The 16054-nt window shown below is 72.1% G+C and carries 15 protein-coding genes; 1 reads left to right on the forward strand and 14 read right to left on the reverse strand.

The features are described from left to right. Positions 1-63: 63 nt before the first annotated feature. The 13 genes from tolA to aspS all read right to left on the reverse strand — a co-directional run bounded on the left by tolA (position 64) and on the right by aspS (position 12905). Positions 64-1035, reverse strand: a complete 972-nt coding sequence (tolA, locus tag KB893_RS06460; protein WP_211926299.1) for a cell envelope integrity protein TolA — start codon at positions 1033-1035, stop codon at positions 64-66. Between the two features lie 4 nt (positions 1036-1039). Continuing rightward, the gene (gene tolR / locus KB893_RS06465) at positions 1040-1480 is read right to left on the reverse strand and encodes a protein TolR (protein WP_211926300.1); all 441 of its coding nucleotides are present in this window, start codon (positions 1478-1480) and stop codon (positions 1040-1042) included. A 57-nt stretch (positions 1481-1537) separates the two neighbouring features. Then, positions 1538-2323 carry a protein TolQ gene (gene tolQ / locus KB893_RS06470; protein WP_377731184.1) on the reverse strand — a complete coding sequence of 262 codons (786 nt, stop codon included), beginning with the start codon at positions 2321-2323 and terminating at the stop codon, positions 1538-1540. Between the two features lie 2 nt (positions 2324-2325). After that, positions 2326-2730, reverse strand: coding sequence for a tol-pal system-associated acyl-CoA thioesterase (ybgC, locus tag KB893_RS06475; protein ID WP_213173560.1), 405 nt, complete (start codon positions 2728-2730; stop codon positions 2326-2328). 10 nt (positions 2731-2740) lie between these two features. Next, positions 2741-3787, reverse strand: coding sequence for a Holliday junction branch migration DNA helicase RuvB (ruvB, locus tag KB893_RS06480; protein ID WP_213173561.1), 1047 nt, complete (start codon positions 3785-3787; stop codon positions 2741-2743). A gap of 95 nt (positions 3788-3882) precedes the next feature. Beyond that, a complete protein-coding gene (locus KB893_RS06485) occupies positions 3883-5769 on the reverse strand; it encodes a potassium transporter Kup (protein WP_211927263.1) in 1887 nt (628 codons plus the stop codon). A gap of 4 nt (positions 5770-5773) precedes the next feature. Then, a complete protein-coding gene (gene ruvA, locus KB893_RS06490; protein WP_211927264.1) occupies positions 5774-6367 on the reverse strand; it encodes a Holliday junction branch migration protein RuvA in 594 nt (197 codons plus the stop codon). A gap of 27 nt (positions 6368-6394) precedes the next feature. Continuing rightward, positions 6395-6964, reverse strand: coding sequence for a crossover junction endodeoxyribonuclease RuvC (gene ruvC, locus KB893_RS06495; protein ID WP_211927265.1), 570 nt, complete (start codon positions 6962-6964; stop codon positions 6395-6397). An 85-nt stretch (positions 6965-7049) separates the two neighbouring features. Continuing rightward, a complete protein-coding gene (locus KB893_RS06500; RefSeq protein ID WP_213173562.1) occupies positions 7050-7787 on the reverse strand; it encodes a YebC/PmpR family DNA-binding transcriptional regulator in 738 nt (245 codons plus the stop codon). A gap of 92 nt (positions 7788-7879) precedes the next feature. Beyond that, the gene (locus KB893_RS06505; RefSeq protein WP_213173563.1) at positions 7880-8428 is read right to left on the reverse strand and encodes an ECF-type sigma factor; all 549 of its coding nucleotides are present in this window, start codon (positions 8426-8428) and stop codon (positions 7880-7882) included. Positions 8429-8510: 82 nt separating this feature from the next. Then, entirely contained in the window at positions 8511-9128 is a 618-nt protein-coding gene (locus KB893_RS06510) for an esterase/lipase family protein (protein WP_211927268.1), read from the reverse strand. A 38-nt stretch (positions 9129-9166) separates the two neighbouring features. Then, on the reverse strand, positions 9167-10996 hold the full coding sequence (locus KB893_RS06515; protein WP_211927269.1) for an autotransporter domain-containing protein: 1830 nt from the start codon (positions 10994-10996) through the stop codon (positions 9167-9169). 148 nt (positions 10997-11144) lie between these two features. Next, complete coding sequence (gene aspS / locus KB893_RS06520) at positions 11145-12905, reverse strand: aspartate--tRNA ligase (protein ID WP_211927270.1); 1761 nt, start codon at positions 12903-12905, stop codon at positions 11145-11147. A 328-nt stretch (positions 12906-13233) separates the two neighbouring features. Between aspS and ggpS the strand changes: the two genes are divergently transcribed. Further along, positions 13234-15585, forward strand: coding sequence for a glucosylglycerol-phosphate synthase (ggpS, locus tag KB893_RS06525; protein WP_246505444.1), 2352 nt, complete (start codon positions 13234-13236; stop codon positions 15583-15585). 20 nt (positions 15586-15605) lie between these two features. Here ggpS and KB893_RS06530 read toward each other — a convergent pair whose 3' ends face one another. Continuing rightward, positions 15606-15944, reverse strand: a complete 339-nt coding sequence (locus tag KB893_RS06530; protein WP_211926516.1) for an FmdB family zinc ribbon protein — start codon at positions 15942-15944, stop codon at positions 15606-15608. Between the last annotated feature and the right edge of the window lie 110 nt (positions 15945-16054).

Raw genomic sequence — 16054 nt, forward strand, 5'->3', positions numbered from 1 at the left:
GGTGCGGTGGCGAATGGGCGCAGGTAGATAACAGCCGGTTCATGAACATGGGATCAAACGGCGTCATCGGTCCTGCGCGGTGAACTTCAGGTTGAGCTGGCGGTTGAAGACGGACTCGAAGCCGGCGTAGGGCAGCGGCGAGGCATTGAGCACCGCGGCCTCGATCGAGCGCTTGCCGACCGCATCGAACGGACAGTTGCCGACCACGTCGGCGTTGATCACCTCGCCGCCCGGGATCTGGATGATCCGCAGCTCGCAGGGCGTGCCCAGCGGCACCGTCTCCGGGCGCCGCCAGTGGCGCAGGATCGCCTCCTGGATGGCGAGCGAGTACTGCGCCTGCAGCGAGGAATCGGTGCCGTTGTTGCCGGGCGGCGGGCTCGCGCTGGGCGCCGGCGTGTCGGCCCGCTCGGTCGCGCGCTCGCGCGCCTGGCGGTCGAGCTGGGCCAGGCGCTGCTCCTCCTTCTTGCGCTGGGCCTCGGCCTCGGCGCGCAGGCGCCGGATCTCGGCGAGCTGTTTCTCGCGTTCCTCCTGCTGGCGGCGGCGGCGCTCGCGCTCCTCGGCCTCCTGCTGGGCCTGGCGCTCGAGTTCGGCCTGCTCCTGGCGGCGCTTCTCCTCCTGGATCCGCTGCTGCTCGGCGCGCTCGGCGGCGAGTTCGTCGATGCGTTCCTGCTCGACCACGTCCGGATCCGGAAGCTGCTCCTGCGGCGCGGTCTGCGGCGGCTCCTCGGCCTCCTGCGGACGCGGCTCGGGTTCGGGCTGCGGCGGCGGGGCTGCCGGCGGCTCGGGTTCGGGCGGCGGGGGCGGCGCGGGCGCGGGCTCCGGCTGCGGCGCGGGTTCGGGCGCACGCGGGCGCTCGGTCGGGACCACCGTCGCGTTCGGATCGATCACCAGCGTGGCCTCGATCGGCGGCCCGGCCACCGACACCGGCGTGCTGGAGCGCGTCCAGAACAGGCCCACGACCATCAGCACCCCGATCAGGAGGTGCAGGCCGATCGCGTAGACGAAGGCGCGGACTTGGTCGGCGCGGGTCTCCATCGGGTCAGCGCGTCTCCGCCGCCGGGGTCGACATCAGCAGCACCTTGTTGACGCCCGCCTGCTGCATCAGCGCCATGCCCTGCATCAGCACGCCGTACTCGACGCGGCGGTCGCCGGCCACATAGACCGGTACGTTCGGGTTCGCGCGCACGAAGGCGCCCATCTTCGCCATCAGCGCCGCCTCGTCGAGCTCCTCGCGCTCGGCGTCGGCGAGCTTGAGGAAGTAGCGCCCGTCCTGGGTCACCTCCAGCAGGACCGGCTCGCTTTCGCTGTTGATGCCGCGGGCATTGGACTGCGGCAGGTCGACCTCGACGCCGAGGTTCAGCAGCGGCGCGGTCACCATGAAGATGATCAGCAGCACGAGCATCACGTCGATGTAGGGCACGACGTTGATCTCGTTCTTGAGCTTGCGGCGCGCGCGGCGCCCCGAGAATGCAGTGGACATGGCAGGCTCCGGATCGGTCGATCCTCCGCGCGCGGTCGCCCGCGCGCGGGGCGCGGATCATTCGTCGTCGAGGTGGGCCTGGCGCTGCAGGATCGAGGAGAATTCCTCGGCGAAGGCCTCGTAGCGCACGTTGATGCGCTCGACCTTGGTCGCGAAGCGGTTGTAGGCCACCACCGCGGGAATCGCGGCGAACAGGCCCATCGCGGTGGCGATGAGCGCCTCGGAGATGCCCGGCGCGACCGTGGCGATGGTCGCCTCGCGTACGTTGGCCAGGCCGTGGAAGCTGATCATGATGCCCCACACCGTGCCGAACAGGCCGACGTAGGGGCTCACCGAGCCGATCGAGGCCAGCAGCTCCACGTTGCGCTCCAGCCCGTCGATCTCGCGCGCCAGCTGCGCGCGCATCGCGCGCTGTGCGCCCTCGAGCTGTGTCCGCGCGTCGACCGCACGCTTCTTCGACAGGCGCCCGAACTCGCGGAAGCCGGCCTCGAAGATGGCCTCCATCCCGCTGACGTCGCGGTTGCGCTCGGTGGCGCCGCGGTAGAGCTGGCCCAGGTCGACGCCCGACCAGAACTTGTCCTCGAACTCGTCGGCCTCGTCGAAGGCGTTCGCGAACACGCGGCGCTTGCGGAAGATGATCACCCAGGACGCGATCGAGGCCAGCAGCAGGATCAGCATCACGATCTGCACGGGGATGCTGGCGTGCAGGATCAGGCTCAGGTAATCGAGACCGCCCGACCCTCCCGCGGCGGCGGCGGAGGCGACCTCGGGGAAGGCGTCGGCCGTGGCGGGGGCGCTCTCGGGAATCGGCGTCGCCGCGGCGGCGGCGATGACGGGGATCAGGCTCATCCAGTGGCTCCAGGGGAATCGATCTGCGCGACCAGCCAGTCCGGCAGGGCGCGCGGGCGGAAATTGCGGTTGATGCTCGCCACGCGCACCTCGGCCTCGGTGAGGCGTTCCTCGCCCCGACGGATCTCCTGTCGGATCACCAGGCTGGCACCGCGACGCGACACCGGCAGCACGCTGACCTCGAGAAGATCGTCCAGCCGCGCCGGCCGCAGGAATTCGAGCCGCATCCCGCGCACCACCAGCAGCAGGTCCTCGCGCTCGCCCAGCTCGCGCTGGCCGAATCCGAGCCCGCGCAGCCATTCGGTGCGCGCACGCTCGAAGAAGCGGACGTAGCTGGCGTGATAGACGACACCGCCGGCGTCGGTATCTTCCCAGTAGACCCTTGTCGGAAAGCTGAACATTTCCGGACCCTCAGAGGGGCTCGCCGTCGCCGTCGCCGGCGAACAGGTCGGCGGGCGGCGCCTTCGATGTCGGCAGGCCGAAGTGGCGGTAGGCGCGCGCGCTGGCCATGCGACCGCGCGCGGTGCGCACCAGGAAGCCCTGCTGGATCAGGTAGGGCTCGATCACGTCCTCGATGGTGCCGCGTTCCTCCGACAGCGCCGCGGCGAGCGACTCCACGCCGACCGGGCCGCCGTCGAAGCTGTCGATGAGGGTGCGCAACAGGCGGCGGTCGAGGTCGTCGAAGCCCTCGGGGTCGACCTTGAGCATGCGCATCGCGGCCTCGGCGGCGTCGCGGGTGATCGCGCCGCCGGCCATGACCTGGGCATAGTCGCGCACCCGGCGCAGCAGGCGATTGGCGATGCGGGGCGTGCCGCGGGCGCGGCGCGCGATCTCGGCCGCGCCCTCGGCGTCGCAGGCGATGCCCATGATCTGCGCCGAGCGGCGCACGATGCGGGTCAGCTCCTCCGGGGTGTAGAACTCCAGGCGCTGGACGATGCCGAAGCGGTCGCGCAGTGGCGCGGTGAGCAGGCCGGCGCGGGTGGTCGCGCCGATCAGGGTGAAGGGCGGCAGGTCGAGCTTGATCGAACGCGCGGCAGGGCCCTCGCCGATCATGATGTCGATCTGGAAGTCCTCCATCGCCGGGTACAGCACCTCCTCGATCACCGGCTGCATGCGGTGGATCTCGTCGATGAACAGCACGTCGTGCGGCTGCAGGTTGGTCAGCAGCGCGGCGAGGTCGCCGGCGCGCTCGATGACCGGGCCCGAGGTCTGCCGCAGGCCGACGCCCATCTCGTTGGCGATCACGTGCGACAGCGTGGTCTTGCCCAGGCCCGGCGGACCGAAGATCAGGACGTGGTCGAGCGCCTCGCCGCGGCCCTTGGCGGCCTCGATGTAGATGCGGAGCTGGTCGCGCACGGCCTGCTGGCCGAGGTAGTCGTCCAGCCGCTTCGGCCGGATGCTGTTCTCCAGCGCGTCGTCCTCGCGGGTGGCGTCGCTGGCGATGACGCGGTCGGTCATGGAGGGAACGCGGCTCCGGGCGCCCGCGGCGCGGGCTGGTGGCAGCGCCGCAGTGTACGGATTTCCGGCGCCCGCGACAGGCGCGGGCGCGGCGATCAGATGGTGACCTGGGTGCCGAGCTCGACCAGGCGGTTGCCGGGGATGCGGAAGAAGTCCGTCGCCGGGCTCGCGTTGCGGGCCATGAAGGCGAACAGCTTGTCGCGCCACAGCGCCATGCCGACCTGCGGCGCGGCGACCACCGTCTCGCGGCTGGAGAAGAAGGTGGTCTCCATGAGGTCGAAGGCCAGTCCCGGCACCGCCCCGCGCGCCAGCGCCCGCGGCACGTCGGGTTCCTCGGCGAAGCCGTAGCGCAGGGTCACCTCCTTGAAGCCGCAGCTCAGCTCGCGCAGTTCTGCGCGCTCGCCCGGCTCGGCGTAGGGCTCGTCCAGCGTCTTCACCGTCAGCAGGATGTTGCGCTCGTGCAGGACCTTGTTGTGCTTGAGGTTGTGCATCAGCGCCGCCGGCACGCCCGGCGAGCCGGCGCTGAGGAAGACCGCGGTGCCGTCGACCCGGTGCGGCGGCGCGATGGCCAGCGCCTGCAGGAACACCTCGCGGTTGATCTGCTGGGCGTTGAGGTTCTCGCTGACCAGCAGCTTGCCGCGGCGCCAGCTGCGCATGGCGATGAAGGCGGCGACGCTGATCATCACCGGCACCCAGGCGCCGTCGAAGAACTTGGTGGCGTTGGAGGCGAAGAAGGCCAGGTCGACCAGCAGCAGGACCACCGCGACCGGCAGCACCCAGCGCCGCGCCTTCGTCCACACGTTGTAGGCGACCACCATCAGCAGCAGCACGTCGATGAGCATGGTCCCGGTCACCGACACGCCGTAGGCGGCGGTGAGCCCCTCGGACGAGCGGAAGGCCAGGACCAGGGCGATCACCAGCACCAGCAGCATGCGGTTGATGGCCGGCACGTAGATCTGCCCCTCCTCGCTCTCGGAGGTATGGCGCACCACCAGGCGCGGGATGTAGCCCAGCTGCATCGCCTGGCGCGAGACGGAGAAGGCGCCGGAGATCACCGCCTGCGAGGCGACCACCGTCGCGGCGGTGGCCAGCCCGATCATCGGGTAGAGCGCCCAGCCCGGGACCGCGTGGTAGAACGGGTTCTGCACCGCCGCCGGGTTGGAGAACACCAGCGCGCCCTGGCCGAAGTAGTTCAGCACCAGCGCCGGCAGCACGAAGCCGAACCACGCCAGCCGGATCGGCCGCCGCCCGAAGTGGCCCATGTCGGCGTACAGCGCTTCGCCGCCGGTCACCACCAGCACCACCGCGCCCAGGATCAGGAAGCCCGAGGCCTCGTGGTGGGCGAAGAAGTAGTAGGCCCAGTAGGGATTCAGCGCCGCCAGCACCTCCGGCGTGCGCGCGATGTGCCAGATGCCGATGATGGCCAGGCACAGGAACCACAGCGCGGTCACCGGGCCGAAGACCCTGCCGACGCGCTCGGTGCCGTGTTTCTGGAACATGAACAGGCCCAGCAGCACCACGATCGCCAGCGGCACGATCAGGTTGTGCAGCGTGGGCGCCGCGACCTCCAGGCCCTCGATCGCCGACAGCACCGACACCGCCGGGGTCAAGACGCTGTCGCCGAAGAACAGCGCCGCGCCGAACACGCCGAGCAGGCCGACCAGGTAGCGCTGCCGCGAGCCCGGCTTGAGCGCGCGCTGGGCGAGCGCCATCAGCGCCATGATCCCGCCCTCGCCCTTGTTGTCGGCGCGCATGATGATCATCAGGTACTTCACGCTGACCACCAGGATCAGCGACCAGAAGATCATCGACAGGATGCCCAGCACCGTCGGGTGGTCGGGGGTCAGGCCGTAGTGCGGCGAGAACGCGTCCTTCAGCGCATACAGCGGGCTCGTGCCGATATCGCCGAAGACCACGCCGATCGCGCCGAGCACGAGCGTGCGCAGCTCGGCCGGCGTTTGCGCCTGGGGTTGATGTGACATCGGATCAGACCTTCAGGGCGGACTTGAGCGCCTTGCGGATCACGGCCTCGGCGGAGTCCCCGTCCTCGGCGACCTTGTCGGCCATCCGCTGCGCTTCGGCGGGCTTGTACCCGAGTTGCTGCAGGGCAACAACCGCTTCACTTTTCGCATCGACAGGCGTATTCGCGCGTACCGCCGACGGCGCGCCCTGCCCCAGGTCGGCGGCGCGCTCGCGCAGCTCGACCACCATGCGCTCGGCGGTCTTCTTGCCGATGCCGGGGATGCGGGTCAGCGCGGCGACGTCGCCGGCCTGCAGCAGCCTGGCGAACTCCTCCACGCTCACGCCGGACAGGATCGCCAGCGCGATCTTGGCGCCGATGCCGGTGACCTTCTGCACGTCGCGGAACAGCCGGCGCTCGCCCTCGCGCAGGAAGCCGTACAGCGAGACCGAGTCCTCCTTCTGCGCGTAGTGGGTGAACAGGACCACCTCGCGGCCGACCTCGGGCAGGTCGTAGATGGTGCTCATCGGCGCCTCGAGCTCGTAGCCCACGCCGTGCACGTCGACCACCAGCCACGGCGGCTGCTTGTGCGCGAGGATGCCCTTGAGTCGTCCGATCATCGTGTATCCACAAGCGAAGGCGATGGGTCAGCGGCGGCCGCGCCGGCGCAGCAGCGCCGAGGCGAGGACGCCGGTGCGCTCGGCGAGGAGGCGCGAGTGCGCGTGGGTGATGGCCACGGCCAGGGCGTCGGCGGCGTCGGCCTGCAGCCGTCCGTCGACGCCGAGGAGCACGCCGACCATGTGCTGCACCTGCGCCTTCTCCGCCGCGCCGCGGCCGACCACGGCGTTCTTGATCTGCATCGGCGCGTACTCGTGCACCTTGAGGCCGCGGCTGGCCGCGGCGACGATCGCCGCGCCGCGCGCCTGGCCGAGCTTCAGCGCGGAATCGGGATTGCGGGAGACGAACACCCGCTCGATCGCCACCTCGTCCGGGGCATGCGCGTCGATCAGCGCATTGACGCCGTCGAAGATCGCGCGCAGCCGCGCGGGGAAGTCGTCCTCGCCGCCGACCGCGAGCGCGCAGTGGAAGACGTGCAGCGGCCGCCCGAGCGCGTCGGCGTCGACGATGCCCACGCCGGTGCGGACCGAGCCGGGGTCGATCCCGAGCACGCGCACGCTGCCCGCGGGGCGGCTGGAGCTGGTGGCGATGGCTGCCATTGCGTGGATCGGCCCCCGTGTCCCGCGCCCGGCGCGGAACCGCAGTGTGCACGAGCGGCGGCGCCGGCGGTCCCGGCGCGGCCGCTCAGGCGTAGGCGTCCTCGCCGAGTTCGCCGTTGTGGTAGACGTTCTGCACGTCGTCCATGTCCTCGAGCCAGTCCAGCAGCTTGACCACCTGCTGCCCGGTCTCGCCGTCGACCGCGGTGTCGTTGTCGGCGCGGAAGGTCACCTCGGCCTCGGCCGGTTCGAGCCCCGCGTCCAGCACCGCGCGGCGCACCGCCTCGTAGTCCTCCGGCGCGGCGAGCACGTCGATGGCGCCGTCGTCGTAGCTGCGGATGTCCTCGGCGCCGGCCTCGATCGCGATCTCGGTGATGCGGTCCTCGTCGGCGCCGGGCGCGAAGGCGATCACCCCGAGCTTGCGGAACATGAAGGCCACCGAGCCGTCGGTGCCGAGGTTGCCGCCGAACTTGTTGAAGGCATGGCGCACGTCGGCCACGGTGCGGTTGCGGTTGTCGGTGAGGGTGTCGACGATCACCGCCACGCCGCCGGGGGCGTAGCCCTCGAAGCGGATCTCCTCGTAGTCGACCCCTTCCAGCTCCCCGGTCGCCTTCTTGATCGCGCGCTCGATGTTGTCCTTGGCCATGTTGGCGCCGAGCGCCTTGTCCACCGCCAGGCGCAGGCGCGGGTTCGCCGCCGGGTCGCCGCCGCCGGAGCGCGCGGCCACCGCGATCTCGCGGATGATCTTGGTGAAGACCTTGCCCCGCTTGGCGTCCTGCGCGCCCTTGCGGTGCTGGATGTTGGCCCACTTGGAATGACCGGCCATGTCGATCCTGTGCTCGTGTGTTCGCGGTGCGGCGGCGACGGCCGCCGTCGCAGGGGCGCGGATTATAGCGGCCCCGGCGCGCCGGGTCGGCCTCAGCGCAGCGCGCGGTTGAGCCAGGCGCGGCCGAAGCGCAGGTCGCGGTCGACGGTCGGCACCGAGACCTGCAGCACCTCGGCGATCTCGGCGCGCTCCATGCCGCCGAAGTAGCTCATCTCGATCGCGCGGGCGGCGCGCGGCTCCTCCTCGGCCAGGCGCTCGAGCGCCTGGTGCAGGGCCAGCACGTCGACCGCCGCCTCGGCACCGCCGTCGCCGGCGACGCTGGTCAGGGTCAGCGCCTCGCCACCGTCGCGCTTGGCCGCGGCCAGCGCGCGCGCGTGGTCGATCAGCACCGCGCGCATCTTCAGCGCGGCCACGGCGCAGAAGTGCGCGCGGTCGGCGAAGGCGACCTCGCGCCCGAGCATGCGCAGCAGTGCCTCGTGCACCAGCACGGTCGGGCGCAGCGGGTCCTCGCCGCCGCGGCCGCGCAACTGGGCGGCGGCGATGCCGCGCAGGGTGTCGTAGACCATCTCCACGAGCTGGTCGCGCGAGGCCTCGTCGCCACCCCGCCAGGCGTGCAGCAGGGCGGTCGCCTCGTCCTTCATCGCCTGTCCCCGAAGCCGAAACGGAACCCTCGATTCTACGGTGCGCGCCTGGCCGCGCACGTGGCGCCGGTTCCGCGTCGGCTCAGGCGCTGCCGAAGCGCCCGTGCCGCAGGAACGCCGCGCAGCACGCGGCGGCCTCGCGGGAGAACAGGATTCCCGAGTGCGAGGCGGCGACCACGCAGTGGTCGGCAAGCCACTCCGCGCGCGTCTCCTCCAGCGCCACGGTGCCGTCGTGGACTCCGTCGAAGCGGCGCAGGACGCGGCCCAGGCCGCGTCCGCTGCAGCCGGCGACCATGCCCACCTCGCAGCGCCCGGGCGCGGCGGCCGTGCGCGCCAGGTTCTCCGCCGCATGCCCCAGCAGGCGCACGCCGCCCGGCAGCCGGGCCAGCGCCGCCGCGGTCGGGCTGCCGTGCAGCGGCGAGGCCAGGCAGACGATGCGCGGGACCGTCGCGCAGCGCTCGGCTGCCGCGCGCAGGGCCAGCAGGCCGCCCATGGAATGGCCGACCAGGGCGACCGGGCCGTCGCGGTCGATCCGTTCGACCAGGCGCGCCACCGCGCCGGCACCGTCCTCGCGCACGGTCCGGTAGCCGAAGTGCCCGACGACGAAGCCCCCGGCGCGCAGGCGTCGCGCCAGGGGCTCCATGGACAGCGGCCAGGTCCACAGCCCGTGGACCAGGATGACGCGGGAAGGCGCGGGCATCGGGGCAGTCTAGCGACCGCCGCCGCGCATGCGCCGCCTCAGAACGCGAGGTTCACGCCGAGGTTGAGGCCGTCGCGGTCCTCGTTGTCGTCGCCGAAGCGCCCGCTGTAGCCGGCGAACAGGCTCGCGGTCCCGGACCAGCCCCAGCTGAAGCCGACATCCGCGCTCCACCAGTCCTCGGCGGGCCGGTAGCCGTCGCGGCCGAAGCGGCCGTTCATGCTCTTGGAGCCGGCCACCACGCGCGCCGCGTCGTCCTCGTTCTCGCGGGCATAGGCGACGCGGGCATAGGGCCGGAAGCCCTGCAACCCGGCACGCGCGGCGCCGGTGAGTTCCCAGCCCAGGCGGCCGACGCTGGACTCGCGCTCGTAGCCGTCGAACACCAGCGCGGTGGCGCTGGTGCCGTCCTCGCGGTAGCCGTCGACATCGACCTGCTGCCAGGTCAGGCTCACGAACGGGCCGGTGCGCAGGGCGGCGCCGACGTCGAACAGGTAGCCGGCGCTGGCCTCGAAGGCCCGGTGCGCGCCCTGGGTGTCGCCGCTGTCGTGGCGGATCGACGGGCCCATGACGATGGCGCGCTCGATCTCGTGGTCGGCCTTGCCGCCGCTCAGGGCGCCGGCCGCCCACAGGCCGCCGCGGTTCCACACGCCGTACAGCGACAGCAGGGCCTCGCGGGATTCGTTGCTCGCCCCGTGCGCGAAGTCGGCATCGACCCGCGCCAGGCTCGCCGCGACGCCGACGGCGACGGCCTCGCCGGCCTGCATCTGCGCACCGACGGTCAGGGTGGTGCTGCGGCCGTCGAGTTCCGGATTGCCCACCCCGGCATCCAGGTCCCAGCGCCCTCCGGCGACGCTGGCGAAGCTTTCCACCGTGCCCGGCGCGCGCAGGCCGCCCATGGCGCCGGTGAAGCGCGTCGCGAGCACGCGACTGTGGTCGTCGTAGACCCGCAGCGGCGCCTCGCCGGCCAGTGCGACCTGCTGCGGGGCGGCGAGCGTGGCCAGCACCACGTTCGCCAGCATGCGGTGCGCGGCGCCGCTCGGGTGCACGCCGTCGGCGAACAGGTAGGTGTCGCCGGCACCCTCGGGATAGGTGGCGGGGTAGCCGGAGCCCTCCGGACCGCAGGCCACGGCGTTGGCCGGCGCGCACGCGGCGTCGGTGACGTTGCTGAGGCCGTAGCGCGCCGGGTCGGCGGCCAGCTCGCGGATCAGGCCGAAGGTGTCGATCGGCACGATACCCTCGCCCGCCTGCGCCAGGACGCCGTCGAGGCTGGCGTTGTAGAACGTCGCCACCTGGGTGATCGCGCCGTCGCCGTTGAGCGCGGCGAACTGCGGCGTGGCGCCGAGGTCGGGCAGGTTGTAGACCACGATCATCTCGGCGCCGGCCTGCTGCAGGCGCAGGACCTGGCCACCGAGCGCGGCGGCGGCTGCCTGGGTGTTGGCGACCGCATTCGCCGGATCCAGCGCCAGGGTGGCGAACACGTCGTTGGCGCCGCCCCACACCGTGTGCAGCGCGCCCGCCTGCGCCTGGCCGCCGTTGGCGGCGAGGTAGGCGTCGATCTGGCCCGGCACGCTCGGCACCTGGTTCAGGCACAGCGCGGTCACGCAGGCCCCGCCCCAGGCGTAGTTGCTGCCGCCGGCCAGCGACGGCGCCTGGCTGAGGCCGAAGGCCTCCGCGAGGAGCTCGGCGTGCACCGGGTCGGGATTGGTGGTGAAGCTGCTGCCCGGCGGCAGGCCCTGCACGGCGGCGATGTTGCCGACGTCGCTGAGGCTGTCGCCGAAGCTGACCACCGCGTCGAACTCCTGGGCGTGGAGGCCGGGTGCGGCCAGGACCGCCGCGGCGATCGCGGCGGAGAGGGAACGGGGACGAAGCATGCGCATGACTCCTTGCGCGCCCGCGATGGCTGCGGACGACGACGACGACGATGGGTGCGGCGCGCGCGGCCGGAGGCCGTGCGCGGACGCGGCACGCTAGTGCGCCGTCATCGAAGTGTCATGTTGCGGCGCAACGGCCGCGGCCGCCTCAGTCCCTGGCGCGCACCTGCACGTGGACCTCGGCCAGCTGCGCGTCCGGGATCGGCGACGGCGCGTCGGTCATCAGGTCCTGCGCGGTGGTGGTCTTGGGGAAGGCGATCACGTCGCGGATCGACTCGGTGCCCGCCATCAGCGCGGCGATGCGGTCGATGCCGAAGGCGATGCCGCCGTGCGGCGGCGCACCGAAGCGCAGCGCGTCGAGCAGGAACCCGAACTTGGCCTTCGCCTCCTCCGCGCCGATGCCCAGCAGCTCGAACACCGCCGACTGCATCGAGGAGCGATGGATGCGGATCGAGCCGCCGCCGATCTCGTTGCCGTTGAGCACCATGTCGTAGCCGCGCGAGACGGCCGTCTTCGCGTTGGCGCGCAGGTCGGCCTCGTCGTCCACGGCCGGCGCGGTGAAGGGATGGTGGAGCGCGACGTAGCGGCCCTCCTCCTCGTCCCATTCGAACATCGGGAAGTCGGTGACCCACAGCGGCTTCCAGCCGGCGGCGACGCGGCCCAGGTCGCGGCCGACCTTGAGCCGTACTGCGCCCATGAAGTCGCAGACCACCTTCCAGGCACCGGCGCCGAACAGCAGCAGGTCGCCGGACTGCGCACCGGTCGCGCCGAGCACCGCGGCGAGGGTGGCGTCGTCGAGGAACTTGGCGATCGGCGAGCTGACGCCGTCGCGGCCCCGGGCCGCGTCCTCGACTTTTATCCAGGCCAGGCCCTTGGCCCCGAACTTCGCCGCATGCGCGCCGAGCTCGTCGATCTGCTTGCGCGACAGCGCCGCGCCCTCGGGCACGCGCAGCGCGGCGACGCGGCCGTCGGGATTCGCGGCCCAGTCGGTGAAGACCTTGAACTCGCAGTGCGCGACCAGGGGCGCGACGTCGACCAGCTCCAGGTCGATGCGCAGGTCCGGCTTGTCCGAACCGTAGCGGCGCATCGCCTCGGCGTAGGTCATGCGCGGGAAGGCGGCATCGAGCTCGACCTCGACCACCTCGCGGAACACCGTGCGGATCATCTCCTCGGTCGCGTCCTGCACGTCGCGCTCGGACACCCAGGCGAACTCCATGTCGAGCTGGGTGAACTCGAGCTGGCGGTCGGCGCGCAGGGCCTCGTCGCGGAAGCAGCGCGCGATCTGGTAGTAGCGGTCGAAGCCGGCGACCATGAGGATCTGCTTGAACAGCTGCGGCGACTGCGGCAGCGCGTAGAACTCGCCCGGATGCATGCGCGCCGGTACCAGGAAGTCGCGCGCGCCCTCGGGCGTGGCCTTGGTCAGGATCGGCGTCTCGATGTCCTGGAAGCCGCGCGCGTCCAGCCAGCGGCGCAGCGCCTGCACCAGGCGGATGCGGGTGCGCATCATGCGCTGCATCTCGGGGCGGCGGAGGTCGAGGTAGCGCCAGGTCAGGCGCGCCTCCTCGCCCGGGGTCTCGTGCAGGTAGAACGGCAGCGTCTCGGCCTTGTTCAGCACCTCGATGCGCGACGCCACGATCTCGACCCGCCCGGTGCGGATCCTGGCGTTGACGCTGTGGCGGGCGCGCACGGTGCCGGTGATCCGCAGGCAGTCCTCGTAGCCGACGTCGGCGGCGGCATCGAACACCGGCCGGTCGTCGGGCTCGGCCACCACCTGCACCACGCCCTCGTGGTCGCGCAGGTCGATGAAGCAGACCCCGCCGAGGTTGCGGGCGACGTCGGCCCAGCCGCAGAGGGTGACGGTCTGGCCGATCAGGCTCTCGTCGACGAGGCCGCAGAAGTGGGTGCGCATGGGGTGGAAGGCCGGAGGAGAAGCGAGCCGGCAATGGTAGGCCGCGCCCGCCGGGGCGGTAAACAGCGCCACGGCGCACTGCGGTGCAGGCCGCGGCTGGGGTTGACGGCGGGCGCGTGATAGGATTGCGCGCTGCAGCAACGGCGGCCGGAGCGCGTCACGCGCGTCGCCACGCTGCCTTTTCGGTCGCCCTGCGATCCTCCCGACGATCGCGCGCCCCGTGCCGGTCGCGCCTCCGCGGCCGCCGCCGCCCGCCTCCCCCGCTGCACGCCGTCGCGCCCGGGGAAGGTCCATCGCCACGCCGTATCGAACAAGAAGGGGACCCGTCTTGACCCAGTCCGACACGCAACCCTCCGTCGCCCGTCCCGAGGTCGCCCGGCCACGCCCCTGGCTGCTGGCCACCGATCTCGACGGCACCTTCCTCGCCGGCTCGCCCGAGCGCCGCCACGAGCTGTACCAGCTGCTGGCCGGGCGCGACGACCTGCGCCTGGTCTACGTCACCGGCCGCGGGCTGGAGGCGGTCATGCCGCTGCTGAGCGATCCGTCGCTGCCGCGCCCGGACTACATCGTCTGCGACGTCGGCGGCACCGTCGTCGACGGTCGCACCCTGCATCCGGTGCACCCGCTGCAGGCCGGGATCGAGGCGCGCTGGCCGGGCGAGCGCACCGTGATCGAGGCGCTGGGCGACTGGCCGGGGCTGGAGCGCCAGGACCAGCCGCAGGACCGCCGCGTCGCCTACTTCTGCGAACCGGGCGCGATCAGCGACGAGCTGCGCCGCCGCGTCGAGGAGCTCGGCCTGGACATGCTCTATTCCGGCGAGCGCTATCTCGACGTGCTGCCGCGCGGGGTCAGCAAGGGCGCCAGCCTGGTCGCGCTGGCCGAGCACCTGGGCGTGCCCAAGGACCTGGTGGTCGTCGCCGGCGACACCCTCAACGACCTGTCGATGTACCAGCACGGCTTCCGCGGCGTGTGCGTCGGCGAATCGGAGATCGGCCTGCTGACCGCGACCGAGTCGCTCGACCACGTCCACCACGCCGACGAGGCCGGCTGCGGCGGCATCCTCGAGGCGCTGGCCCAGTTCGGCCTGCACGACGCCCCCGAGCGCGCCCGCGGCGCCGCCGCCAACGCCGGCAGCTCGGAGCTGGTCATCGTCTACCACCGCCTGCCCTACGAGGAGTACATCCAGGACGGCGAGGTCCGGCGCCGCAACCACGCCTCGCCCAACGGCATCATCCCGACCCTGCTGAGCTTCTTCGCGCAGGGACAGAAGGGGTCGTGGGTGGCCTGGACCCAGCACGGCAAGAGCGAGGACTTCGAGCCCAACGTGCCGGTCGAGCCGGAGCGCTACCCGGGCCTCACCGCCTCGCGCGTGGTGCTGACCAAGACCGAGGTCGACATCTTCTACAAGCGCTTCTCCAAGGAGGCGTTCTGGCCGCTGCTGCACACCTTCTGGGAGCGCGCGCGCTTCCGCGAGGATCACTGGAAGGTGTTCCAGCGCGTCAACCGCGCCTTCGCCGAGCGCACCGCGGCCGAGGCCGCGCCGGGCGCGACGGTGTGGATCCACGACTACAACCTGTGGCTGGTGCCGGCCTACCTGCGCGAACTGCGGCCGGACGTGAGGATCGCATTCTTCCACCACACCTACTTCCCCTCGGCCGACATCTTCAACGTGGTGCCGTGGCGGCGCGAGATCCTCGGCAGCCTGCTGCAGTGCGACTACGTCGGCTTCCACATCCCGCGCCAGGTCGAGAACTTCGTCGACGTGGTGCGCGGGGTGCAGCCGGTGACCGTGCTCGAGCGCGAGCCGTGCGCGCCGCGCTATCTCACCTACGGCTGCGCGGTCGGCATCGAGCGCATGACCACGGCGCTGCGCACCCACGGCCGCGTCGTGCGCCTGGGCGCGCATCCGGTCGGCCTCGACCTCGATCGCGTACGCAACGCGCTGCGCAGCGACGTGGTGCGCAAGCGCCGCGCCGAGCTCGAGGCCGCGTTCGGCGAGCGCAAGCTGATCCTCTCGGTCGAGCGCCTGGACTACACCAAGGGCACGCTGGAGAAGCTGCAGGCCTTCGAGCACATGCTGGCCAACGAGCCGGAGCTGCACGGGAAGGTGTCGCTGCTGACCATCTGCGTGCCGGCCGCGCGCGAGATGACCGTCTACGACGAGCTGCAGCACCAGATCGAGCAGGCGGTCGGGCGCATCAACGGGCGTTTCTCGCGGGTCGGCTGGACGCCGGTGCAGTTCTTCTTCCGCGCCTTCCCGTTCGAGGAGGTCGTGGCCTACTACGCCGAGGCCGACGTGATGTGGATCACGCCGCTGCGCGACGGCCTCAACCTGGTGTGCAAGGAGTACGTCGCGACCCAGGGCCTGACCCGCGGCGACGGCGTGCTGGTGCTGTCGGAGTTCGCCGGCGCCGCCGCCGAGCTGAAGGGCGCAGTCCTGACCAACCCGCACGACACCGCCGACCTCGTCGCCGGCTGCCTGCAGGCCATCCGCATGCCGCGCGAGGAGCGCCGCAACCGCATCCGCGGCCTGGTCGACATCGTCCGCCACCACGACATCGCGCGCTGGGGCCGGGAGTTCCTTGACGCGGTGCGCCGCGACGACCTGTCGCAGGTCCCGCGCAACGAGGACGGCGACGCGGTCGACGAGAACGCCGGGCGGAGCGCGGCCAACGGCTGACCGCCGCCGCGCGCAGGGGCTCAGGATGCGGCGGGCTTGCCCGCCGCGGGTGCCGGTGCGGGCGCGTCCTTCGCCGGCTTCGCCGCTTCGGCGGGCTTGGCCTCCGCGGCGGGCTTGGCCTCGCCACCCGCGGCCCCGCCCTTGCCGTCCCCGGCCAGATTGCGGCGGGTGTCGCCGTCCTTCTTGAAGTCCGTCTCGTACCAGCCGGAGCCGGCGAGGCGGAAGGACGGCGCGGTGACCTGGCGGCCGACGCTGGCGGCGCCGCAGGCGGGGCAGGTCTCGGGATCGGGGTCGGACAGCTTCTGCAGGCGGTCGAAGCTGTGGCCGCAGCTGGAGCAGCGGAAGGCGTAGATCGGCATCGTTCGGGCGACTCTTGCAGGACGGCGACGCGCGCCGCGTGGCGCGCATTGTGGGGGCCTTCCGCACCTTTTCAACATCATCTTCCTCCGTGCGGACACGGCGCGGCGAC

The sequence above is a fragment of the Coralloluteibacterium stylophorae genome (assembly GCF_018122625.2).
In the GTDB taxonomy this organism is placed as follows: domain Bacteria; phylum Pseudomonadota; class Gammaproteobacteria; order Xanthomonadales; family Xanthomonadaceae; genus Coralloluteibacterium; species Coralloluteibacterium stylophorae.

Bases quoted from the DNA above. Each gene is read 5' to 3' on its own strand.
- KB893_RS06500 (WP_213173562.1), bottom strand. From the start codon at position 7,787: ATGGCCGGTCATTCCAAGTGGGCCAACATCCAGCACCGCAAGGGCGCG.
- tolA (WP_211926299.1), bottom strand. From the start codon at position 1,035: ATGGAGACCCGCGCCGACCAAGTCCGCGCCTTCGTCTACGCGATCGGC.
- ybgC (WP_213173560.1), bottom strand. From the start codon at position 2,730: ATGTTCAGCTTTCCGACAAGGGTCTACTGGGAAGATACCGACGCCGGC.
- KB893_RS06515 (WP_211927269.1), bottom strand. From the start codon at position 10,996: ATGCTTCGTCCCCGTTCCCTCTCCGCCGCGATCGCCGCGGCGGTCCTG.
- ruvC (WP_211927265.1), bottom strand. From the start codon at position 6,964: ATGGCAGCCATCGCCACCAGCTCCAGCCGCCCCGCGGGCAGCGTGCGC.
- tolR (WP_211926300.1), bottom strand. From the start codon at position 1,480: ATGTCCACTGCATTCTCGGGGCGCCGCGCGCGCCGCAAGCTCAAGAAC.
- aspS (WP_211927270.1), bottom strand. From the start codon at position 12,905: ATGCGCACCCACTTCTGCGGCCTCGTCGACGAGAGCCTGATCGGCCAG.
- KB893_RS06530 (WP_211926516.1), bottom strand. From the start codon at position 15,944: ATGCCGATCTACGCCTTCCGCTGCTCCAGCTGCGGCCACAGCTTCGAC.
- KB893_RS06510 (WP_211927268.1), bottom strand. From the start codon at position 9,128: ATGCCCGCGCCTTCCCGCGTCATCCTGGTCCACGGGCTGTGGACCTGG.
- ruvA (WP_211927264.1), bottom strand. From the start codon at position 6,367: ATGATCGGACGACTCAAGGGCATCCTCGCGCACAAGCAGCCGCCGTGG.
- ruvB (WP_213173561.1), bottom strand. From the start codon at position 3,787: ATGACCGACCGCGTCATCGCCAGCGACGCCACCCGCGAGGACGACGCG.
- KB893_RS06485 (WP_211927263.1), bottom strand. From the start codon at position 5,769: ATGTCACATCAACCCCAGGCGCAAACGCCGGCCGAGCTGCGCACGCTC.
- KB893_RS06505 (WP_213173563.1), bottom strand. From the start codon at position 8,428: ATGAAGGACGAGGCGACCGCCCTGCTGCACGCCTGGCGGGGTGGCGAC.